This is a genomic window from Streptomyces sp. NPDC051987, assembly GCF_040680735.1.
Classification (GTDB): Bacteria; Actinomycetota; Actinomycetes; order Streptomycetales; family Streptomycetaceae; genus Streptomyces.
Genome location: NZ_JBFAXI010000020.1, coordinates 39,241 through 61,007, shown reverse-complemented (window position 1 = coordinate 61,007; position 21,767 = coordinate 39,241). Strand labels below are relative to the sequence as shown.

20 protein-coding genes are annotated in these 21,767 nt (G+C 71.7%); 10 read left to right on the top strand and 10 right to left on the bottom strand.

Going from position 1 to position 21,767, the window contains the following annotated elements:
• Nucleotides 1–151 precede the first annotated feature (151 nt).
• A complete protein-coding gene (locus AB0M11_RS13775) occupies nucleotides 152–1,534 on the top strand; it encodes an ethanolamine ammonia-lyase subunit EutB (protein ID WP_365704777.1) in 1,383 nt (460 codons plus the stop codon).
• On the top strand, nucleotides 1,531–2,430 hold the full coding sequence (gene eutC / locus AB0M11_RS13770) for an ethanolamine ammonia-lyase subunit EutC (RefSeq protein WP_365704775.1): 900 nt from the start codon (nucleotides 1,531–1,533) through the stop codon (nucleotides 2,428–2,430). Before AB0M11_RS13775 ends, eutC begins: the two co-directional genes overlap by 4 nt.
• Here the strand turns inward: eutC and AB0M11_RS13765 are convergent.
• Nucleotides 2,396–3,247, bottom strand: coding sequence for a diacylglycerol kinase family protein (locus tag AB0M11_RS13765; RefSeq protein ID WP_365704773.1), 852 nt, complete (start codon nucleotides 3,245–3,247; stop codon nucleotides 2,396–2,398). The genes eutC and AB0M11_RS13765 overlap by 35 nt on opposite strands.
• A 197-nt stretch (nucleotides 3,248–3,444) precedes the next feature.
• Here AB0M11_RS13765 and AB0M11_RS13760 point away from each other — a divergent pair, with 197 nt between their 5' ends.
• Together AB0M11_RS13760 and AB0M11_RS13755 are read left to right on the top strand one after the other, a co-directional pair.
• A complete protein-coding gene (locus AB0M11_RS13760) occupies nucleotides 3,445–4,728 on the top strand; it encodes an adenylosuccinate synthase (protein WP_365704771.1) in 1,284 nt (427 codons plus the stop codon).
• A gap of 172 nt (nucleotides 4,729–4,900) precedes the next feature.
• On the top strand, nucleotides 4,901–6,733 hold the full coding sequence (locus tag AB0M11_RS13755; RefSeq protein WP_365704769.1) for a 5'-nucleotidase C-terminal domain-containing protein: 1,833 nt from the start codon (nucleotides 4,901–4,903) through the stop codon (nucleotides 6,731–6,733).
• Between the two features lie 135 nt (nucleotides 6,734–6,868).
• Here the strand turns inward: AB0M11_RS13755 and AB0M11_RS13750 are convergent, their stop codons facing one another.
• Nucleotides 6,869–7,717 carry a LysR family transcriptional regulator gene (locus AB0M11_RS13750; RefSeq protein WP_365704767.1) on the bottom strand — a complete coding sequence of 283 codons (849 nt, stop codon included), beginning with the start codon at nucleotides 7,715–7,717 and terminating at the stop codon, nucleotides 6,869–6,871.
• A 102-nt stretch (nucleotides 7,718–7,819) separates the two neighbouring features.
• Between AB0M11_RS13750 and AB0M11_RS13745 the strand changes: the two genes are divergently transcribed.
• Both AB0M11_RS13745 and AB0M11_RS13740 read left to right on the top strand, forming a co-directional pair.
• Complete coding sequence (locus AB0M11_RS13745) at nucleotides 7,820–8,548, top strand: SDR family oxidoreductase (protein WP_365704765.1); 729 nt, start codon at nucleotides 7,820–7,822, stop codon at nucleotides 8,546–8,548.
• A 79-nt stretch (nucleotides 8,549–8,627) separates the two neighbouring features.
• The gene (locus AB0M11_RS13740) at nucleotides 8,628–9,017 is read left to right on the top strand and encodes a hypothetical protein (RefSeq protein ID WP_365704762.1); all 390 of its coding nucleotides are present in this window, start codon (nucleotides 8,628–8,630) and stop codon (nucleotides 9,015–9,017) included.
• On the opposite strand, the gene AB0M11_RS13735 is transcribed toward AB0M11_RS13740, so the two are convergent.
• Both AB0M11_RS13735 and AB0M11_RS13730 read right to left on the bottom strand, forming a co-directional pair.
• Nucleotides 9,018–9,257: a DUF397 domain-containing protein gene (locus tag AB0M11_RS13735; protein ID WP_365704759.1), complete on the bottom strand. Its 240-nt coding sequence runs from the start codon at nucleotides 9,255–9,257 to the stop codon at nucleotides 9,018–9,020.
• Complete coding sequence (locus AB0M11_RS13730; protein ID WP_365704757.1) at nucleotides 9,254–10,096, bottom strand: helix-turn-helix transcriptional regulator; 843 nt, start codon at nucleotides 10,094–10,096, stop codon at nucleotides 9,254–9,256. Before AB0M11_RS13730 ends, AB0M11_RS13735 begins: the two co-directional genes overlap by 4 nt.
• Nucleotides 10,097–10,220: 124 nt before the next feature.
• Here AB0M11_RS13730 and AB0M11_RS13725 point away from each other — a divergent pair, with 124 nt between their 5' ends.
• On the top strand, nucleotides 10,221–10,628 hold the full coding sequence (locus AB0M11_RS13725) for a hypothetical protein (protein ID WP_365704755.1): 408 nt from the start codon (nucleotides 10,221–10,223) through the stop codon (nucleotides 10,626–10,628).
• Between the two features lie 137 nt (nucleotides 10,629–10,765).
• A complete protein-coding gene (locus AB0M11_RS13720) occupies nucleotides 10,766–11,113 on the top strand; it encodes a hypothetical protein (RefSeq protein ID WP_365704753.1) in 348 nt (115 codons plus the stop codon).
• Between the two features lie 120 nt (nucleotides 11,114–11,233).
• On the opposite strand, the gene AB0M11_RS13715 is transcribed toward AB0M11_RS13720, so the two are convergent.
• The 4 genes from AB0M11_RS13715 to AB0M11_RS13700 form a co-directional block, all read right to left on the bottom strand.
• Nucleotides 11,234–11,884, bottom strand: coding sequence for a hypothetical protein (locus AB0M11_RS13715; protein ID WP_365704751.1), 651 nt, complete (start codon nucleotides 11,882–11,884; stop codon nucleotides 11,234–11,236).
• A 78-nt stretch (nucleotides 11,885–11,962) separates the two neighbouring features.
• Entirely contained in the window at nucleotides 11,963–14,386 is a 2,424-nt protein-coding gene (locus tag AB0M11_RS13710; protein WP_365704749.1) for a dolichyl-phosphate beta-glucosyltransferase, read from the bottom strand.
• Entirely contained in the window at nucleotides 14,383–15,084 is a 702-nt protein-coding gene (locus tag AB0M11_RS13705) for a GntR family transcriptional regulator (RefSeq protein WP_365704747.1), read from the bottom strand. The genes AB0M11_RS13710 and AB0M11_RS13705 overlap by 4 nt, the downstream gene beginning before the upstream one ends.
• 352 nt (nucleotides 15,085–15,436) lie before the next feature.
• Nucleotides 15,437–16,792: an aspartate aminotransferase family protein gene (locus AB0M11_RS13700; RefSeq protein WP_365704745.1), complete on the bottom strand. Its 1,356-nt coding sequence runs from the start codon at nucleotides 16,790–16,792 to the stop codon at nucleotides 15,437–15,439.
• 216 nt (nucleotides 16,793–17,008) lie between these two features.
• Between AB0M11_RS13700 and AB0M11_RS13695 the strand changes: the two genes are divergently transcribed.
• A complete protein-coding gene (locus AB0M11_RS13695; protein WP_365704744.1) occupies nucleotides 17,009–18,832 on the top strand; it encodes a serine/threonine-protein kinase in 1,824 nt (607 codons plus the stop codon).
• Between the two features lie 64 nt (nucleotides 18,833–18,896).
• Here AB0M11_RS13695 and AB0M11_RS13690 read toward each other — a convergent pair whose 3' ends face one another.
• Entirely contained in the window at nucleotides 18,897–20,051 is a 1,155-nt protein-coding gene (locus tag AB0M11_RS13690) for a Gfo/Idh/MocA family oxidoreductase (RefSeq protein WP_365704742.1), read from the bottom strand.
• 312 nt (nucleotides 20,052–20,363) lie between these two features.
• Nucleotides 20,364–21,116: an SLATT domain-containing protein gene (locus AB0M11_RS13685; protein WP_365704740.1), complete on the bottom strand. Its 753-nt coding sequence runs from the start codon at nucleotides 21,114–21,116 to the stop codon at nucleotides 20,364–20,366.
• Between the two features lie 262 nt (nucleotides 21,117–21,378).
• On the opposite strand from AB0M11_RS13685, the gene AB0M11_RS13680 reads away from it, so the two are divergent.
• Nucleotides 21,379–21,723, top strand: coding sequence for a YbaB/EbfC family nucleoid-associated protein (locus AB0M11_RS13680; RefSeq protein WP_365704892.1), 345 nt, complete (start codon nucleotides 21,379–21,381; stop codon nucleotides 21,721–21,723).
• Nucleotides 21,724–21,767 lie beyond the last annotated feature (44 nt).

Genomic DNA, 21,767 nt, shown 5'->3' with positions numbered 1-21,767 from the left:
CCCTCTCCTGCTCTTCACTGGCTGTACTGGACCGGAACTCTGTAGGCCGTATGAGTCGTCCGAGGGTCTCGGGGCGTTAAATGTTTGTCAACTAGACCTTTAGAAATCTGGCGCAACCTGTCGGCAACACCCGGCTCGTACGGTCGCCGCCATGACCACGTACACGGCCACCCTCGGCGGCGAACGCCACCGCTTCGGCTCCCTGGCCCGCCTGCTCGCGGCCGCGAGCCCCGAACGTTCCGGCGACCGGCTGGCCGGCCTCGCCGCCGCGAGCGCCCGGGAGCGGGTCGCGGCGCGCTGGGCACTCGCCGAGGTGCCGCTCGCGACCTTCCTGACCGAGCCGGTGATCCCGTACGAGGACGACGACGTGACCCGGCTGATCCTGGACACCCACGACGCGGCCGCCTTCGCCCCCGTCGCCGCCCTGACGGTCGGCGAGTTCCGGGAGTGGCTGCTGGCGGCGGACACCGGGGCGCTGGCCGCGGTGGCGCCGGGGCTCACGCCGGAGATGGCCGCCGCCGTCTCCAAGCTGATGGGGAACGCGGACCTGGTGGCCGTCGCCCGCAAGGTGCGGGTGGTCACCGCGTTCCGCTCGACGATCGGGCTGCCCGGCCGGCTGGCCACCCGGCTCCAGCCCAACCACCCGACCGACGACCCGGCCGGGGTCGCGGCCGCGCTCCTGGACGGCCTCCTCCTCGGCTCCGGCGACGCGGTGATCGGCATCAACCCGGCGACCGACAGCCCGAAGGCGGTACGGGACCTGCTGGACCTCCTGGACGGCGTGATCAGCCGCTACGCCATCCCCACCCAGTCCTGCGTGCTCTGCCACGTCACCACGAGCGTGGACCTGATGGCGCGCGGCGCCCCGGTCGACCTCGTCTTCCAGTCCGTCGCCGGGACGCAGGCCGCGAACGCGTCCTTCGGGGTCACCCTCGGCCTGCTCGACGAGGCGTACGAGGCGGCGCTCGCGCTCGGCCGCGGCACCGTCGGCGACAACGTCATGTACTTCGAGACCGGGCAGGGCAGCGCGCTCTCGGCGGACGCGCACCACGGGGTGGACCAGCAGACGGTGGAGGCGCGCGCGTACGCGGTCGCCCGCCGCTACCGCCCGCTCCTGGTCAACACCGTCGTCGGCTTCATCGGCCCCGAGTACCTCTACGACGGCCGGCAGATCCTCCGGGCCGCCCTGGAGGACCACTTCTGCGGCAAGCTCCTCGGCCTGCCTATGGGCCTGGACATCTGCTACACGAACCACGCCGACGCCGACGACGACGACGTCGCCACCATGCTGACCATGCTCGCCGTCGCGGGCGCCTCCTTCGTGATCTGCACCCCGGGCGGCGACGACATCATGCTCAACTACCAGTCCGCCTCCTACCACGACGCGCTCTACCTGCGCGAAGTGCTCGGCCTGCGCCCGGCACCGGAGTTCGAGACGTGGCTGAGGTCGACCGGGCTGCTCGACGGGACCGGCGCCCTGCGCGAGGCCGACGGCCACCCGCTGACCGCGATCGGAAGGGAACTGGCCGCATGACCGAGCTGACGGAGCTGACCGGGGTGGCCGGCATGACCGAGGTGGCCGACATGACCGGGGTGGCCGGTACGGCGGACGCGGGCGGGGCGGACGCGGGCGGGGCGGACGCGGTGGTCCGCACGGCCGGCGCGCCCCCCGGTGGCCTCGACGAGCTGTGGCCGCTGCTGCGCCGTCACACCCAGGCCCGGATCGGCCTCGGCCGCTCCGGCTCCGCCCTGCCCACCCGGCACCGCCTGGACCTCCAGGCCGCGCACGCGGCCGCGCGGGACGCGGTGCACTCGCCGTTCGAGCCGGACACGGTCGCGGCGGGCCTGGCGGGCCTGCCGACGGTACGGGTGCGCAGCGCGGCCGGTGACCGGCTGACGTATCTGCAGCGGCCGGACCTGGGGCGCCGCCTCGACCCCGTGGACCGCGCCCACCTCCCGGTCGGCGACTGGGACGTCGTCTTCGTCGTCGCCGACGGGCTGTCCAGCCGGGCCGTGCACGCGCACGCGGCGGCGGTGCTGCGGGCCACGGCGGCCCGCCTCGCCGGCTGGCGCGTCGCCCCGGTCGTCCTGGCCGAGCAGGCCCGCGTGGCCCTCGGCGACGACATCGCCCACACCATGGGCACGGCCCTGGTGGTCGTCCTCATCGGCGAACGGCCCGGCATGTCGGCGGCGGACTCCCTGGGCGCGTACCTCACGTACCGGCCGGTTCCGGGCGTGACGACGGACGCGGACCGCAACTGCCTGTCCAACATCCGCCCGCCGCGCGGCCTCGCCTACGAGACGGCGGCCCAGAAGCTGGCGGCCCTGCTGGTGAGGGGGCGGGAGCTGGGACGGACGGGGGTGGAGCTGAAGGACGAGAGCGATCACCTGGAGGCTAGTGCCTGTCCTGAGACGCCCCCGGCACCGTGAGCCCCCAGGCCCCCTCCACCACCCGCCAGGTCCGGCGGCGTACCGGCCCGGCCACCCCGCCGTCGGCCCGGTAGCGGAAGTCGGCGCCGACCACCGTGACCGTCCGCCCCGCGGCCCGTACCGGGGTCGCCTCCGCGCCCACCGACAGGGGCCGCACCTCGACCTCGGCCAGCCCGCCGGGGCCGCCCGGGGTCACCGAGACGCCCTCCACCGGCTGGTCCAGGTCCACCACCGTCCGCCCGTCGACCTCCACCCGCAGCCGCGCCGGCGGGCCGGGCACCGCCGGGACCGGGCGGGCGGCCGACAGGGACCGTACGAGGTGCTGGTAGGGCCGCAGCCAGCCGCGCGCCGCCACCGGCTCCGCGGCCCGTGCCTCGGCCGCCACCGGCGGGATCCGCAGCGCGCCCAGCACCACCCCGTCGCTGTCGTCGACGAGGAGGTCCATCCGGCGCTCCACCCCGTCCAGGACCGCCCGCGCCGCCGCCACCGCGCCGTCCGGCACCCCCAGCGTGTGCGCGACGCTCAGCGCGCCCCCCACCGGGACCACGGACAGCACGCATCCGGCCAGCTCCCGACGCCGGTGCAGCAGGGTCACCGCGCGGACCAGGGCGCCGTCGTCGCCGACGACCACCGGCCGCCGCGAGCCCCGGCGGGCCAGCACCCGGGCGAATTCCTCGGGGCCGTCCGGCATGCACACCTTCGCGGCCGCACCCGCGCTGAGCACGTCTTTCGCGATCCGGACTGATTCGCCGTCCGTTTCCCGTGCCGCCGGATCGATGATCACCAGCAGCTGATCGGACGTCGCGAAAGTCGCCACCTCGGTCCTGCCTCGCTTCCTCGGGTAGCATCACTGTGCAAGAGCCCCTTGCGCTATTGCGCCAGGGGCTTCGTCTATTCCGGGGCATCCGGTCCGACGGTTGTGCGGCCAACGACGGTCGCGGTGGTACGCGGCGCTGAACAATACGCGTACGCCCCTGACCTTGGACATGCCCCGCCCGGAAGGGGTGTACGCGCGTGCCCGCACTTGTGCTGCTCGGTGCTCAGTGGGGTGACGAAGGCAAGGGAAAGGCGACGGACCTGCTAGGCGGCTCCGTCGACTATGTGGTGCGCTACCAGGGCGGCAACAACGCCGGTCACACGGTCGTCGTCGGCGACCAGAAGTACGCGCTCCACCTCCTCCCTTCCGGAATCCTCTCGCCCACGTGTGTCCCGGTCATCGGCAACGGTGTCGTCGTCGACCCGTCGGTCCTGCTCTCCGAGCTGAGCGGTCTGAACGAGCGTGGCGTCGACACGTCCAAGCTCCTGATCAGCGGTAACGCGCACATCATCACGCCGTACAACGTCACCGTCGACAAGGTGACGGAACGCTTCCTCGGCAAGCGGAAGATCGGTACGACCGGGCGCGGCATCGGCCCCACCTACGCCGACAAGATCAACCGGGTCGGCATCCGGGTCCAGGACCTCTACGACGAGTCGATCCTGACCCAGAAGGTCGAGGCGGCCCTCGACGTCAAGAACCAGATGCTCACCAAGCTCTACAACCGGCGCGCGATCGCCGTCGAGCAGGTCGTCGAGGAACTGCTGGGCTACGCGCAGAAGCTCGCTCCGTACGTCGCCGACACGGTCCTGGTCCTCAACCAGGCCCTGGAGCAGGACAAGGTGGTCCTCTTCGAGGGCGGCCAGGGCACGCTCCTGGACATCGACCACGGCACGTACCCGTTCGTCACCTCCTCGAACCCGACCGCGGGCGGCGCCTGCACCGGCTCCGGTGTCGGCCCGACGAAGATCAGCCGGGTGATCGGCATCCTCAAGGCCTACACGACCCGGGTCGGCGCCGGGCCGTTCCCGACGGAGCTGTTCGACGAGGACGGCGACGCGCTGCGCCGGATCGGCGGCGAGCGGGGCGTGACCACGGGCCGGGACCGCCGCTGCGGCTGGTTCGACGCCGTCATCGCCCGTTACGCGACCCGCGTCAACGGCCTCACCGACTTCTTCCTCACCAAGCTCGACGTGCTCACCGGCTGGGAGCAGATCCCGGTCTGCGTCGCGTACGAGATCGACGGCCGTCGGGTCGAGGAACTCCCCTACTCGCAGACCGACTTCCACCACGCGAAGCCGATCTACGAGACGCTGCCCGGCTGGTCCGAGGACATCACCAAGGCCAAGTCCTTCGCCGACCTGCCGAAGAACGCGCAGAACTACGTCAAGGCGCTGGAGGAGATGTCCGGCGCCCCGATCTCCGCGATCGGCGTGGGTCCGGGCCGCGACGAGACGATCGAGATCAACTCGTTCCTGTAGGCCGTGAAGTCGTGTGTACGCACGTCCACTTGGGCCGGTCTTGGGAATCCTTGACCGGCCCTTGGGCTTTCCGTGGTTACGCCGGTAACGGGCGGGGGTCAGCATCTACGCGGGTAGCCCGCCGCGCCCCGCACGCCAACACCCGTTCCCCGCGCCCCTTCAGGAGCCCTGAATGCCCGTCAATCCCATGAACCGACGTGAGTTCGTGCAGAAGTCCGCCGTCACCGGCGCTGCCGTGGCCGTCGCGGGAACCGTCGGTACCGGCAGCGCGCAGGCCGCCGAGGCCGGCCACGGCCACGCCAAGCCGCCGAAGGCGCCCAAGACCTGGAGCTTCTCCATCCTGGGCACCACCGACCTGCACAGCCACGTCTTCAACTGGGACTACTACACCAACGCCGCCCCGGTGGACTCCAAGGGCAACACGTACGGCATCGCGCGCATCGCCACCCTGGTGAAGAACCTGCGCAAGGAGAAGGGCGAGGACAGAGTGCTCCTCGTCGACGCCGGCGACATCATCCAGGGCACGTCCCTCGCGTACTACTACGCGAACGTCGACCCGATCACCGGCAAGGACGGCAAGCGCGGGCCCAAGCACCCCATGGCGATCGCCATGAACGAGATGCGCTACGACGCGGCCGCGCTCGGCAACCACGAGTTCAACTACGGCATCGAGGTCATCCGCACCTTCGAGAAGCAGTGCGACTTCCCGCTGCTCGGCGCCAACGCCCTGGACGCCAAGACGCTGAAGCCGGCCTTCCGGCCCTACACCGTCAAGCACATCAAGGTCCCGCACGGCCCGGACATCAAGGTCGGCATCCTCGGCCTCACCAACCCGGGCATCGCCCTGTGGGACAAGGACAACGTCTCCGGGAAGCTGGCCTTCACGGGCCTGGTCGAGCAGGCGAAGAAGTACGTGCCGCGGCTGCGCGCCCTCGGCTGTGACGTCGTCTTCCTGACCGACCACTCGGGCCTGGACGGCTCGACGTCGTGGGGCGACGAACTCCCCTACGTGGAGAACGCGTCCAACCTGGTCGCCGAGCAGGTCCCCGGCATCGACGCGATCCTGGTCGGGCACACCCACGTCGACGTCCCGACCTACACGGTGAAGAACGCGGAGACGGGCGAGGAGGTCCTCCTCTCCGAGCCGTACTGTTACGGCTACCGCCTCTCCGTCTTCGACTTCGAGCTGGAGCACGTGCACGGCTCCTGGAAGGTCACCAGGAAGACCGCCACCACGCTGAACAGCAACACCGTCGCCGAGGACCCCAGGATCACCGAACTCCTGGCCGCGGACCACCAGTTGGTGGTCAAGTACGTCAACACGGCGATCGGCACGTCGACTCAGGAGATGTCGACGGCGGAGGCCTGCTGGAAGGACGTGCCCGCCATCGACTTCATCCACGAGGTCCAGACCGAGGCGGTCAGGGCGGGCCTGTCGGCGGCGGACGCGGCGCTCCCGCTGATCTCGGTGGCGGCGTGCTTCAGCCGTACCGCCGACATCCCGGCCGGCAACGTGACCATCCGCGACATCGCCGGCCTCTACATCTACGAGAACACGCTGTACGGCAAGAAGCTCACCGGCGCCCAGCTCAAGGACTACCTGGAGTACGCGGCGAAGTACTACCACCAGGTCCCCAGCGGCACGAAGGTGGACACCGCCACCCTCACCAACGCCAACAGCTTCTGGGACTACATGTACGACACCGCGTCCGGCGTCTCCTACGAGATCGACATCGCGGCGGCCGAGGGCTCGCGCATCAAGAACCTGACCTACAACGGCGCGCCGGTCCCCGACGACCAGGTCTTCGTCGTCGCCGTCAACAACTACCGCGCCAACGGCGGCTCAGGCTACCCGCACATCGCCGCCGCGGAGACCGCCTACAGCTCCACCAACCAGGTCCGCGACCTGATGATCGCCTACGCCACGGCCAAGGGCACCATCGACCCGTCGACCTTCGCGGCCACCAACTGGAAGCTGACCCAGGACGGCACCCCGGTCTTCTAGCCCCCCGGCCCGGCTGCTTCACGGTTCCGCACCCTCCGATGCGCAGGGTGGTGGCGCTGCCGAGTGCAGTGCCACCACCCCGGTACAGCAGCAGGTCCCCGCGCTGCTGGTCACCCGGACGCCGGGTCGGCGGGGTCAGAGCTGGGTGGCGGTGCGGACCAGGTCGGCGACGGCTCGGGAGCGGCTGTGCGGCGGCCAGGCGATCACGGTGGTGACCGGCGGCGCGTCCACCACCGGTACGGCGGTGAGGTCCTCGCGCAGGAGCGTCCGGACGGACTCCGGTACGACACAGCAGGCGCGGCCCAGCGCGATCAGCTGGTACAGCTGGGCCTGGTCCCGGACCTCCGGACCGGCTCCCTCCGGATACCTGCCGTCGCGCTCCGGCCAGCGCGCCAGGGGCAGCCCGGCCGGCTCGCCGACCTCGGCCGTCCGCACCTGCTCCCGGAGGGCGAGGGGATGCCCGGACGGCACCACCAGCACCTGGCCCTCCGTCAGCAGTTCCTCGCTGTCGAAGCCCGCCGTGGAGTCGAACGGCAGGTGCAGCAGCGCCACGTCGGCCCGTCCGTCCCGCAGCATCCGCTCCTGCTCGCCGATCCCGCACAGCAGCAGGTCGACGGCGACCGCGTCCGGTTCGGCGGCGTAGGCGTCGAGCATCTTCGCCAGCAGTTCGCCGGACGCGCCCGCCTTCGTGGCCAGCACCACGCCCGCCTGGCCGGACGCGGCGAGCGCCGCGCGCCGGGTGCGCTGCTCGGCGGCCGCCACCGCGTCCAGCGCCGCGCGGGCCTCCCGCAGCAGCACCGACCCGGCCTCGGTCAGGGTGACCGTACGGCTGGTGCGTTCCAGCAGCGCCGCTCCGAGCCGGCGTTCCAGCCGGCTGATCGCTCGCGACAGCGGGGGCTGCGCCATCCCGAGCCGCCGGGCCGCCCGCCCGAAGTGCAGCTCCTCGGCGACGGCCACGAAGTACCGCAACTCCCGCGTCTCCACGCCCCCCATGCTACCGAGCCGGCCCGGACCGATACCCCTGCGGTATCGCTGCCCACCCGATCGGTCCTGGCCCATCCGCCCCGCCCCGGACAGGATCGAGGCATGACCGAACAGCAGAAGACCGCGCTGGTCACCGGCGCGAACAAGGGCATCGGGTACGAGATCGCGGCCGGCCTCGGCGCCCTCGGCTGGCGCGTCGGCGTCGGCGCCCGGAACGAGGAGCGCCGCGAGACCGCCGTGGCCAAGCTGCGGGCGGCCGGCGTCGACGCGTTCGGCGTGCCGCTCGACGTCACCGACGACGCGAGCGTGCAGGCTGCCGCCGCGCTGATCGAGGACCACGCCGGACGCCTCGACGCCCTCGTCAACAACGCCGGCATCACCGGCGGCATGGCGCAGACACCGACCGCCGCCGACCTCGCGACGGTGCGGGAGGCAGTCGAGACCAACGTCATCGGCGTCATCCGCGTCACCAACGCGATGCTGCCGCTGCTGCGCCGCTCGCCGTCCCCGCGGATCGTCAACGTGTCCAGCAGCGTCGGCTCCCTCACCCGGCAGACCACGCCCGACGCCCAGGTGGGCCCGATCGCCGTGGCCTACTCCCCGTCCAAGACGTTCCTCAACGGTGTCACCGTCCAGTACGCCAGGGAACTCCAGGACACGAACATCCTGATCAACCTCGCCTGCCCCGGCTACTGCGCCACCGACCTCAACGGCTTCCAGGGTCACCGCACCCCGCAACAGGGCGCGGCGACCGCGATCCGCCTCGCCACCCTGCCCGACGACGGCCCGACCGGCCGCTTCTTCGACGACGACGGGGAGGTGCCCTGGTGACCCACCCCGGGCACGAGCCCACATGGGTTGAGTAGCCGTACTCAGGCGGGGACGCGCGGGCACTGGCGCAATGGGAGGCATGAGTTTTCCACCGCCTCCGTACCCCCCGTCCTACGGTCCGGGGTTCCCGCCGCCGCGTCCTGTGCCGGGCAGGCCGCTCACCGTGGTCTTCGCCGTGACGGCCGGGCTGCTGCTCGCGGCCGCGGTCGCGGTCAACGGGCTGTTGTTCTTCGGCATGCTCTTCGCCAGTGACAGCTGCGGCACCGCGGCCGGGACAGCCCGGTTCTGCGACGACTCCGGCGGCTGGATGCTCGTGGCCATGTTCGGGCCGACGGTCGCGCTGGTCGCCGCGGCGGTCACCGTCGTGCTCGGGACGGTGCGGGCCCGACGGCCGTGGACCGCCCTGGCGGCGGGCGTCCTCGTGTACGCGGCCGGGCCCGCGCTGGCCCTCTTCACCGTCTTCGGCTGATCACCCGGCCGACGTCAGGAAGGCGACCCAGGCGGCGGGGGAGAGGGTGAGGTGGGGACCGTCGGCGCCGGTCTTGGAGTCGCGGACGTGGACGGCGTGGGGGCAGGGGGCTATTTCGAGGCAGTTCCCGCCGTCGTCGTCGCTGTGGGAGGACTTGCGCCAGGTGTAGGCGGTTTCGAGGCACTGGCCGCCGCTGTCATCGCTGTAGCTGGACTTGAACCACTGCAGAGTTCCCGTCATGTCCGCTCTTCTCCCGCCAACTTCCGGATGAGGCTGAGTGAGTCATCCGAACTCAGAGCCTGCGTTCGGATCTTGGCATACCGGTGGGTGAGGCGAGCGACTTTCGCTGGGTCGCTGACCAGGAGACTCTCCTCTTCGATCTCCAGGTAGACCAGGTCGTGGTGCTCCTTGGTCTTCACCAGGACCATGTTGCCGCGTGCGCCTGCATGGCCAGCCCGCAACCCCCGCTCCAACGGCAATACCTGCACGCTCACATTGTCACGCTCAGCGTCCTCCGCGAGCGACCGCAATTGGTCACGCGTCACCTCCCAGCTCCCGAACGGCCTCCGCAGCACCGACTCCTCCAGAATCACCTCGATCATCGGCGTCGGATCCGCCCGGTCGAACAGCGCCCGTCGTGCAACCCGCGCCTCGACCAGCTCCTCCACCTTCTCCTCCGGCAGCTTGGGGTAGCCGCCGCCGATCAAGGCCCGTGCGTACTCCGGTGTCTGGAACAGGCCGTCGATCACGAACGTCTGGTACGACGACAGGGTCACCGCCTCCTGCTCCACCAGCGCGAAGTTCTTGAACTGGGGCGGGTACTTGTCCAGCAGCACGAACTTGCGAGCCTTCTCGAAGATCCCCAGCCCGCCGCCGATCGCCTCCTCCAGCTTGGCGAGCATCTTGTCGCTGGCCGGCTGCGCCCCCGTCTCCATCGCGCTGATCGCGGACCCGGTGTAGCCGATGCGCTTGCCCAACTCGTCCTGGGTCAGTTGCTGTTGCTCACGGAAGGCCTTCGCGAGGGCGGCAAGGAGCTGTGCCGTACCCCCCGCTTCCTCTTTGTTCTCGGCTCGCGCCATTGCGGTCACCCCCGAACTCAACCGAACTCAACCGGACACAACCGACGCCCCCTGGTTTCTGACCGTATTCAGTGGTCAACTCAGAGTTATGGAAAAGCTAGCCGCGTCTGCCGACACTGGTCTCATGAACACCCAAAGTGACTCCTTAAATCTCGGCTGGCTGCCCGCCGCCGGGGTCCAACTCCGCAAGGCCGGTGTCCAGTTCGACGCGGTGCGGGTGGACGACGGGGAATGGGGGCGGCGGCTCGCCGACCGGCTCGCGGAGATGACCGGGGGTGACCCCGGGCCCGTCATCGAGGTCGCCAGCGGGCGGCGGTACGTGTACTTCCTGGTACCGGCCGGGAGTACGGACCACCTGCCCTGGCCTGCGGAGGTGACCCGGCTGACGGCCGTTCCGGCCCGCGTCTCCTACATCCCGATTCCCGCGCTGGACGACATGACGTGGCCCCTGTCGTGGCGCTATCGGCCCTCCGCGCACGGCCGTTTCGTGCACACGCGATTGCTGCGGACCGCTCTTCACTCTGCGGAGTGAATTGCGTCAACACGGTGGTACGAAAAAGGGATTGTGGCTTGCGCTCGGCTCTTTGTGTGGCCATAGAGTCACGATCAACAGATTGCCCCCGCGGTGCGCCAACACCCGGGGGCTCGACACAAGGAGCTAACCCTCCCGTGCGCGTTCATCGTACGGCGCCCCTGCGCGCCTTCGCAGCCCTCGCCACCTCCCTTTCCCGGGACCGACGTCTGTCCTGGGGCGCGGTAGGCGTACTGGCGTACCTCTTGAGCCTTCCGAACGGCTGCTGGATCACGGAGCGCATCCTCGCCGAGCGGCGTCGGGAAGGGTGCATGACGATCATCGCCTCCCTCCGTGAGCTGGAGGAACGGCGTTATCTGCGGCGGGTGGTGCACCGGGACCCGGTGACCCGGCAGTACTCGACGGTCTGCGAGGTATTCGAGAAGCCGTACGAATTCGCTGCACCGACGGGTGAATTGCAGAAAGTTCACCTCGGGGCGGCGTAGAAACGACCGTCGAGTGGCCGCGCGGCCGTGCGGTACTCACCAGGGCCCCGACGCGTCACCGGGGCACGGGCACCGCACCGTCCGGATCGTCGAGAACCGACCTCCTCGCCGCCCCGCCCGTCAGCTGAAGACGATCATCGAGCCCTGGGCCAGGCTGCGGGTCGCCGCCGCGTGCAGGCCGAGCCACACGTGGCGTTCGCGGGCGAAGGGGCTCGGGTCGTAGGGGGCGGGGACGGCCGGTTCCTCCAGGCCGGTGGGGGCGGCGGGGGGCTGCGGCGCGGCCGGCGGGTTCGCCGGGTCGATGCCGATGGACGGGGCGACGTACTCCAGCTCGCGCAGCAGCGCGTGGGAGGAGCCGAGGGGGCCGCCGCTGGCGAGGAGTTCGTCGCTGGAGAGCGGGTTCGGGAAGTCGACCGGGACGTAGGCGCCCGCGTGGTCGTAGTGCCAGACCAGGTGCGACTGCTGGGCCGTCGACTCGAACATCTCCAGCAGCTGCTCGTAGTCGCCGCCGAGGTCGTCCACGGGGGAGACGGGCAGGCCGCAGACCTGGAGGAGATAGGCGCGACGGAGGAAGTGGAGCGCGTCGTAGTCGAAGCCGGCCACCGGGGCGACCTCGCCGGACAGGCCCGGCATGTACTGGTACACCGGCACCGGGGGCAGCCCGGCCTCGGCCAGCACCTTGTTGTACTGCGCGAGTTCCTCGGCGAACGGATTGTCGGGGGTGTGGCACAACACGTCGACGAGCGGTACCAGCCAGAGGTCACAGGCCAAAGAGGGCTCCTAGTGTCAGCGCGTGCACAGCAAGTGCTCAGCCAGGTGGTCAGGGAAGAGTAGTCCGTGCGGCACCGGTCAGCTCCCCTCGTGCAGGTCCCATACCCAGACCCCACCGGTCCACTTACCGGGTTTTCCGGTCAGAGCCTCCACCGCCTGTCGTAGTTTGTCGTCGTTGGGTTGCGGGGCGACCACCAGGACCCCCGCCTTCCAGTACGCGAAGTCCTTCCTGGCCTGCGCCCGCCAGTTCTTGCCGATCACCGGCACCTTCCCGCTGTAGCGGACGTCCCGCAGCATGTCGGAGGTGAAACGCGGGACGGCGCCGTAGATGCCGGTGCGGTCCGCGCCGTAGGGGCCGTTGAAGTATCCGCCGGGGACCTTGAAGCCCATGTCGACGCTGGTCTGCCAGTGCAGGGCCTCGGCCGCGCCGGGGTCCGGGAGCGGGAGCGGGACGAGGGACTCGCCCTTGCCCACGTACGACTTCCACATCCCGCTGCTGATGAACTCCGGCACCGGCACCCGCGGATCGGCCTTGAGCGGGGCGGGGACGATCGGGAGCAGGGCGAGGGCGACGGCCAGCAGGCCGGCGTACTGGGCACCGATCCTGCGGGTGGCGAGGATCCGCTCCAGGGCCACGGCGAGCAGGACGCCCAGCGCGGGGGCGCAGATCATCGCCACCCGGCCCTCGATGACGGACTCGAAGAGCGGGAACTTCCGCACCAGCGCCCAGGGGCCCGGATACACCGTCTGCGTCAGCGGGATCCGGATCTTCGGGCCCATGGACAGGACCGCCGCGGCCACCGACGTGAACGCCAGCGCCTTGACCAGCGGCCGCTCCCACAGCCGTACGACGATCCCGAAGGCGACCAGGACCAGCGGCCAGCCGTAGAAGGCGTTCTGCTCGGTCGGGTTGAGGGAGAGCTCGTTGGCGCGGCCCGCGTCCCCGAAGAGCATCGAGCGCTCGGCGAAGGCCAGCAGGGAGAGCGGGCTGTTTCCGGCGTTGTCGCCGTGCAGGACGCTGTGGTAGCTCTGCGGCCCCGTGAACTGCCAGTACAGGGGGTAGGCGACCAGAGGCAGGCAGACCGCCCCGGCGATCAGCAGGCCCTTGGCCAGCGGGCGCCAGGCCTCCTTCGCCACCTGCGGGCGCGCGGCCGCGTACGCCAGGGCGAACAGAGTCATCCCCAGCGCCGCCAGCAGGAACGGCTCCTCGCCCAGGAAGACCTGGTAGGCAGCCATCAGTCCGAGCACGATCCCGTCCCGCCGGACCCGCTCGCCGGAGGCGAGGCGCAGGGCCCGGTCGATGATCAGCGGGATCATGAACAGGATCACGAAGTTGGGGTGCGCGTTGGCGTGGCTGACCATCGGCGGCGCGAAGGCCGCGAGCGCCGCGCCGACGAAGGCCGCGCCCCGGTGCCGTACCACCCGCTTCACGATCAGCCAGTACCAGGCGACGGCGGTCGCGGCGAGCCCGAGCGCCATGCAGACGGAGAGCGAGACGGCCGGACCGGCCAGCAGCGTCAGCGGGGCGAAGGGCACGGACAGACCCAGCATGACCGTGTTGGCCATGAGGTTGACGCCGTCGGGGAAGTTCTGCAGGTCGGAGAAGAGCGGGTTGCGCAGGTGCGCGAGGTTGTCCGCGGTCACCGCGAAGAACCACTCCCACTGGTTCTGGTCCTGGAGGGAGTCGGTGAGATAGCGGTGGCCGGGGTCGAAGAAGCGGCCCGAGTACAGGGCGATCGACAGGACCAGGAAGAGGACCGGGACCAGCAGGTCCGCCGGGCGCAGCCGGCGCAGCCTCAGCCGGACCAGGTCGGCGAGGACCCTCGGGTAGTCCAGCGGGCCCACCTTGGAACCGGGCTGGTGGCTCCAGCGGACCGGGACCTCGGCGATCGGGTGGCCGTCGCGGTGCAGGTGCCGGAGGACCTCGACGTCGATGCCCCACCCGTCCAGCCGGGAGTCGGCGAAGGCCTCCCGGGCCAGGTCGCCGTCGAAGAGCTTGAACCCGCACTGGGTGTCGCGGATGCCGGGGACGGCGGTCGCGCGTATCAGCAGGTTCCCGGCCCGGCCGAGCAGCTCGCGCAGCCGGTTCTGGTGGTCGGCTATCTCCGCGCCCGGCACCGCGCGCGAGCCGATCGCCGCCGCGCTGCCCTCGCTGAGCGCCTTGTCCAGCCGCTCCAGCTCCTCGATCGGCGCCGCGAGATCGGCGTCGGTGACCAGCACGCGGCTGCCGGCGGTCGCGGCGACACCGAGGCGCAGGGCGTTGCCCTTGCCCCGGTTGCGGTCGGCGGCGACCAGCCGGACGCGCGGATGCCCCAGGGCGGCGACGTCGCGCGTCCCGTCCGTCGAGCCGTCGTCGGAGACGATCACTTCCCAGGAGCCGAAGCGGCTCTCGTTGTCGGCGAGGTAGCGGGTGACGGCGCCGAGCGTGGGGCCGAGCCGCTCTTCCTCGTTGTACGCCGGGATGACGACGGATAGGTCGACGGTCTCCCTGCTCTCGGTCATCCGTTCTTCTCCGCCAGTCGCTCGATCAGGGCGAGGGAGTGCGTGTTGTACGCGGCGACGATCCCGCGGGCGGCCTCGGCGTCCCGGCGGGACAGCGCGTCGACCAACTCGGTGTGCCGGGACCACAGATACCCGCGTAGATCGGGCAGCCCGCGCAGATGCTGCACCGCGCACACCCAGGACTGCACGCGCAGCCGGTGCAGGAAGTCGGCGAGGTAGGGGTTGCCGAACAGCGCGGCCAGCTCGCGCCAGAACCGCAGGTCGTAGCCGATGAGTATGGTCAGGTCACCGGCGGCGGCGGCGCGCTGCGCCTCGTCGCCGCGGCGCCGGACCGTGGCCAGGGCGGCCGCCACCCGCGGTTCCTCGGGGTCCTTGAAGGCGGGGTGGAGGCCGTCGGTGAGGGCCTGGAACATGCCGTCGGTGACCAGGCTGCGGGCCTCGATCATGCCCCGGTAGTCGGCGGACGTGTACTCCGGCACCCGGAAGCCGCGGTGCTGGTCGGCGTCGAGGACGCCCTGCGCCGACAGGTCCACCAGCGCCTCGCGGACGGGCGTGGCGGAGACCCCGTACTGCTCGGCGATCTCCTTGACCGTGAACTCCCGCCCCGGCTGCAGCCGCCCGGCGAGCACCTCGTCACGGAGCGCGTCCGCGATCTGCTGGCGCAGGGTACTGCGGGTCACAGCGCCGTTGCCGGGCATCGTCGGGTGCCTCTCCTCACGCGTGCGGGTGACGTGCTCGCTCACAGATACATGTACGAGCACGCCACCTTACGCGTTCGGGTTCCGCGTGTACTCCATCTGCACCCGGGAAGCTACCCGTGGGTCCTTTCTACGGCTCGTCTGAGCCACCTGGGAGAAGCGCCCCGTGAGGGCGCCGGGGCGTACTCGGACGTGCGGCTACCGCCGCGTGGGCGCGACCAGCAGCCCCACGGCGCCGCACTGATCCACGGCGCGGGCGCCCCTTCAGGGGCGCGGGGCGTAGTCGGATCTGCGGCTACCGCCGCGTGGGCGCGACCAGCCCCCACCGGCCCGCGCCCGGCAACGGCGGCCCTTACACCGTGTACTCGTCGGCCACGCTCAGCGCAGCGTCCAGCGCCGCGAACCCCTCCTTCAGCTCGGCCTCACTCACGTTGCACGGCGGCACGACATGCGTCCGGTTCATGTTCACGAACGGCCACAGGCCGTGCTTCTTCGCGGCCGCCCCGAACGCGGTCATCGCCGCGTTCGCCTCCCCGGCCGCGTTGTACGGCACCAGCGGCTCCCGGCTCTCCCGGTCCCGCACCAGTTCGAGCGCCCAGAACATGCCGACCCCGCGCACCTCCCCGACGCTCGGGTGCCGCTCGGCGAGCGTGGCGAGCGCCGGTCCCACGACCTCCGCCCCCAGCCGCTTCGCGTTCTCGACGACCCCTTCCTCCGCCATCACGTTGATCGTCGCGACCGCGGCCGCGCAGGCCAGCGGATGCCCCGAGTACGTCAGACCGCCCGGGTAGGGCCGCCTGGCGAAGGTCTCGGCGATCTCCGGGCCGATGGCCACCCCGCCGAGCGGCACGTACCCGCTGTTCACCCCCTTGGCGAAGGTCATCAGGTCGGGTACGACCCCGAACAGGTCGGCGGCGAACCACTCCCCGGTCCGCCCGAACCCGGCCATCACCTCGTCCAGGACGAAGACGATCCCGTACTTGTCGCAGATCTCCCGGACGCCGGTCAGATACCCGGCGGGCGGAACCATGATCCCGGCGGTCCCGGGGATGGTCTCCAGCACGATCGCCGCGACCGTCCCCGGCCCCTCGAACGCGATCGTGGTCTCCAGGTGCTCCAGCGCCCGCGCGGTCTCCTGCTCCTCGGTCTCCGCGTAGAAACGGGAGCGGTACAGGAACGGCGCCCAGAAGTGCACGACCCCGGCGGCCGCACTGTCGGAGGCCCAGCGGCGCGGGTCCCCGGTGATGTTCACCGCCTGCTGGGTGCCGCCGTGGTACGAGCGGTAGGCGGACAGCACCTTCGGGCGCCCGGTGTGCAGCCGGGCCATCCGCACGGCGTGCTCGACCGCGTCCGCGCCGCCGTTGGTGAAGAAGATCTTGTCGAGGTCACCGGGCGTGCGCTCGGCGATCAGCCGGGCCGCCTCCGACCGCGCCTCGACGGCGAAGGCGGGCGCGAAGGTCGTCATCCTCGCGGCCTGCTCCTGGATGGCGGCGACGACCTTCGGGTGCTGGTACCCGATGTTGGTGAAGACGAGCCCGCTGGTGAAGTCCAGGTAGCGCCGGCCGTCGTAGTCCCAGAAGTACGACCCTTCGGCGCCGGCCACGGCGAGCGGGTCGATGAGGTCCTGCGCGGACCAGGAGTGGAAGACGTGCGCGCGATCGGCCGCCTTCACGGCGGCTCCGGCCTGGGGATGGGGCTGAGGGGTCATGGCCGGGAGCGTAGGAGCGCCCGGCACGGGAGCGGTATCGGCGACATGTTCCGTGGTCCGGGGGATTCCGCGACAGGTTGTCCAGCATGGGGGGACCCGGCCGGGCGACCGGCACCCGTGCCTGTTACGTAACCGTAGACATGGCGCCGCGCGATCCCCGGAAGGCCCGCATTATTCTCGGCTCGATCACAAGTGTGAGCGAGGGGCGGATCTGCCATGGAGAAGCTGGGGCCGGGGGATCCGCAGCACATCGGGAGCTACCGGCTGCTGGCGCGGCTGGGCGCGGGCGGCATGGGGCACGTCTATCTCGCCCGGTCGGAGCGGGGCCGCACGGTCGCCGTGAAGCTGGTCCGGGCGGAGCTCGCCGAGCACGAGGAGTTCCGGGCGCGCTTCCGGCAGGAGGTCCGCAACGCCCAGCGGGTCGGCGGGTTCTGGACCGCGCCCGTCCTCGACGCCGACACCGAGGCCGCGGTGCCCTGGGTGGCCACCGGCTATGTGGCCGGGCCGAGCCTGCAGCGGGTCGTCGAGCACGACCACGGGCCGCTGCCCGAGCGGTCGGTGCGCATCCTCGCCGCCGGGCTGGCGCACGCGCTCGGCAACATCCACGCGGCGGGGATCGTCCACCGTGACCTGAAGCCGTCCAACGTGATGCTCACCATAGAGGGGCCGCGGGTCATCGACTTCGGCATCGCGCGGGCCCTGGAGACGCTGCCCGGCGAGGGGCTCACCCAGACCGGCTCCCTCCTCGGCTCGCCCGGGTTCATGGCCCCCGAGCAGGTGCGCGGCGACCGGATCACGCCGGCCTGCGACGTCTTCTGCCTCGGCTCGGTGCTGGCCTACGCGGCCACCGGCCGGCTCCCCTTCGGCTCCGCGGAGGGCGGCGCGCACGCCCTGATGTTCCGCATCGCCCAGGAGGACCCCGACCTCTCCGGCCTCCCCGAGGACATCGCCGACGTGGTCCGCGACTGCCTGCGCAAGGACCCGGCGGCCCGCCCGTCCCTGGACGCGATCCTGGCCCGCACCGGAGCCGGGGACACCGTCTGGGAGGGCCGGTCGAGGGATCCCTGGCTGCCGGGTGCGCTGGTGGCGCAACTGGGCCGCCATGCCGTGGAGCTGCTGGAGGTGGAGGACCCGACGATCCACGGGGCCCTGACCGGGTCGTCCGGGTCCGCGGCGACCGATCCGTGGGCGCAGGGGCCGGCGGACCAAGGGGCGCGGGGCGTCGGAGAGTCCGCGGCCGCCGCCGCGGGGGCGCGACCGGCCACGAACCATCCACGGCCGGGACTCGGCACCCCGTCCCCCGAACACGCCCCCGCCCACCCGGCCTACGGCTACCCGAACCAGCCGCACCAGCACCCGCAGCCGCCGTACAACCCGTACGCGCAGACGGCCCCCGACCTCACCCCCGACCCCACCCAGAGCTACCCGCCCGTCCCCCCGCCCCCGCTCTACGACCCCCTTCCCGCCGACGAGCCGCGCCGCACCCCCCGCTCCACCGCCCTCCTCGTCGCCGTCGCGCTGATCGTGCTGCTGGCCGCGGGCGGCTCGGTGTACGCGCTCCTGAACAGCGGCGGCGACGGCACGGACGACAAGGCGGCCGACCGGACCACCCCCACCGCGACGGCCACCGGCCCCACCACCGCGGGCGAGCCGGCGCCGTCCGCGTCACCCTCCGCCTCGGCCACCGGGGCGGGCACCGGCCCCGTCCCCAGCGGCTTCCTCGGCACCTGGGCCACGTCGATAGACAACGACACCGGCCACAACACCCGCGAACTGACCATCCGGCAGGGTGCGGTGGGCGACACGGTGCTCACCCTGGTCGCGGACGGCCCCGGCTACCACTGCGAGTTCACCGCGCCGCTCGCCGACAAGCCCGGCACGAAGGGCCCGTTGGAGATCGGCCCGTCCAAGGTCACCTCCGGCAAGCCCCGTTCGGCGTGCACCGCCGGCGAGGCGACCGAGGTGACCCTGCTGCCGGACGGCAAGCTGAGGCGGGTGCAGAAGGACGGCGGCGAGAGCCTGACCTACGGCAAGGAGTGAACACCCGCCCCGTACGGTTCAGTTGGACGTCCGGCGAACATCGTCGCCGTGGTCTTCGCGGAGGTCAGCGCAGGCTCACCCAGGTGCGCTGCTCGGCCGAGCGGCTCATCGCGTCGAGGGCGGTGGCGCTGTGCACGGCGTCGTCGAGGGTGGGGCCGTGGTCGGTGCCGTCGGCGATCGACCGCAGGAAGGCTCGGGCCTCGATCACCTTGAGGTCGTCGTAGCCCATGGCGTTGGCCGCGCCGGGCTGGAAGGCGCCGTACTCGCCGTGGCCGGGGCCGACGAACACCGTGCTGACGGGCTGGTCCTGGTAGGAGGTGCCGCGGCTGACTCCCAGCTCGCCCATCCGCCGGTAGTCCCAGAAGACGGCGCCCCTGGTGCCGTGCACCTCGAAGCCGTAGTTGTTCTGCTCGCCGACCGAGACCCGGCAGGCCTCCAGGACGCCCCGGGCGCCGGAGGCGAAGCGCAGCAGGCAGTTGACGTAGTCCTCGTTCTCGACGGGCCCGAGCTCGCCGCCGGTGGCGAGGGTGTGGCCGGCCGTCGCGCCGGTGGGCCGGGCCCGCTCCGGGATGAACACGGCCGTGTCGGCGGCCAGCGACTCGATGTCGCCGAGCAGGAAACGGGCCAGGTCGACGCCGTGCGAGGCGAGGTCGCCGAGGACGCCGCCGCCCCCGCGCGCCCGCTCGTACCGCCAGGTCAGGGCCCCCTCCGGGTGAGCCGCGTAGTCGCTGAAGAGGCGGACGCGGACGTGCGTCACGGTGCCCAGCTCGCCGGAGGCGATCAGCTCGCGGGCGTGGGCGACGGCGGGGGCGTTGCGGTAGTTGAAGCCGACGGTGCCCCGCACGCCGGCCTTGGCGACGGCGTCGGACACGGCCCGCGCGTCCTCGGCGGTCAGCCCGACCGGCTTCTCGATCCAGATGTGCTTGCCGGCCTCGGCCATCGCCATGCCGATCTCGCGGTGCAGGAAGTTCGGCGCGGTGATGCTGACGGCGTGCACCCGGGGGTCGGCCGCCACGTCCCGCCAGTCCCGGGTGGTGGACGCGAACCCGAACTGGGCGGCGGCCTCCTCGGCCCGCCCCGGCACCTCCTCGGCGACGGCCACCAGCTCGGCACGGACCGGCAGCTCCGGGAAGTGGTGGGGGACGCGCTGGTAGGCCTGGGTGTGCACCCGCCCCATCCAGCCGAATCCGACGACGGCGACGCCGAGCGTACGCACCATGGGCTGCCCCTCCTTGGACCGTCCAGAGCCTGCGTGCTCACGATGAGGGGGCCGTCTTGACGATGTCAAGACATTCGGGCGTCCGGACAATTCCGGGTGCACCGCCGTCGTAGTCGGCCGCGCAGTTCCCCGCGCCCCTACGGGGCGCCCCCACGCCCCCGCCGCTTCAGCGCCCCTGAAGGGGCGCGGGGAACTGCGCGAATGCCACCACGGCGCCGCACCGGACCATGGCGGGAAGCCCCCTGAGGGGGCGCGGGGAACTGCGCGAATGCCACCGCGGTGCTGCACCGGACCGGCGGCGCGCGGCCCCCCTCACCGAGGCTCTGGTGGCCTCTGTCTCGGCATGTTGGGGCGAGCCCCGTTGGCCGGCGGCAGCGGAAAGCGGCCGTTCAGGTGGCCCGCGTCGGCCCGCGGCCCCGCCGCCACCGTCGCCTGCATGCCCAGCGGCGTCGGCCCCGTCCGGAACTCCACCATCCAGTCGGCCGTCTCCGTACGGACCAGCTCCGTCACGTCCTCCGAGAACCGCCGCAGCACCCCCAGACACCGCTCGGCCGCCTCGCTCGCAGTACCCTCCGCCGGCCCCAGCACCTCCCGCACGCTCTCCGACGCCCAGTCGAACTGCAGCACCTGCAGCCGCCGCTGCACGGCCTGCGCGGTGGCCATGTCCCTTATCCACCCGGACGTCACCCCGAAGAACCGGTCGACGCCGACGCAGGACACCGCCAGCAGCAGCGCCAGATACCCCCACGGCGCGACCCCGCCGACCGCCCCGGTCAGGTCGAGCAGCGGCAGCGCCGCCCCCAGCACCGCCCCCACCGCCGCCCCGCACCGCAGCGCCCGCGCCCCCCGCCGCTTCCACACCCGGTCCGTCAGATACCACCCGGCCGTCTCCAGCGCCCCGCGCTCCACCCACCGGTACAGCTCGTCGAGCCGCTCGGCCGGACGGCCCCAGTCCCCGAGCGGGAACGCCCGCCCGGTCAGATCACCCGGCCGCAGTCCGGCCGCACCCTCGCCGCCCCGCCCCTCCTGAGCCGGCCCCTCGGGCTGCATCTCCGGCTGACCCACCCGGTACTCCCTACTGATCCCGGCCGGTCACGTTCCGTGACTGGCGCTGGACCTGACCATGGATGCTGACGACGGGAACCCTTCCTACCGCCCAACGGGTGGCGAAGGCGGTGCTTTCGTCTCTTTTCAGCCCGGAAGGGGTGCTTGATCAGGTATAGGGCCGCCGGGAATCTCACTCGAAAGAGTGGCGGGGCGATGGCTGCGTCGACCACGTAGGCTCATGCACAGCAGAGAATGTCCGGACCCGACCCAGGAGCTGATCGTGATCCCCGGTGGTGGCCAGCCCAACATGCAGCAGCTGCTCCAGCAGGCCCAGAAGATGCAGCAGGATCTGGCACGGGCCCAGGAGGAACTCGCGCACACGGAGGTCGACGGACAGGCGGGCGGCGGCCTCGTGAAGGCCACCGTGACCGGTTCCGGCGAGCTGCGCGCGCTGAAGATCGACCCGAAGGCGGTGGACCCGGAGGACACCGACACCCTCGCCGACCTGATCGTCGCGGCGGTCCAGGCGGCCAACGAGAACGCCCAGGCGCTCCAGCAGCAGAAGCTGGGCCCGCTGGCGCAGGGGCTGGGCGGCGGCAGCGGCATCCCCGGCCTGCCGTTCTGATGTTCGTCGCCCGCGCGTCATCCGTACCGCCTTCCTAGGACAGG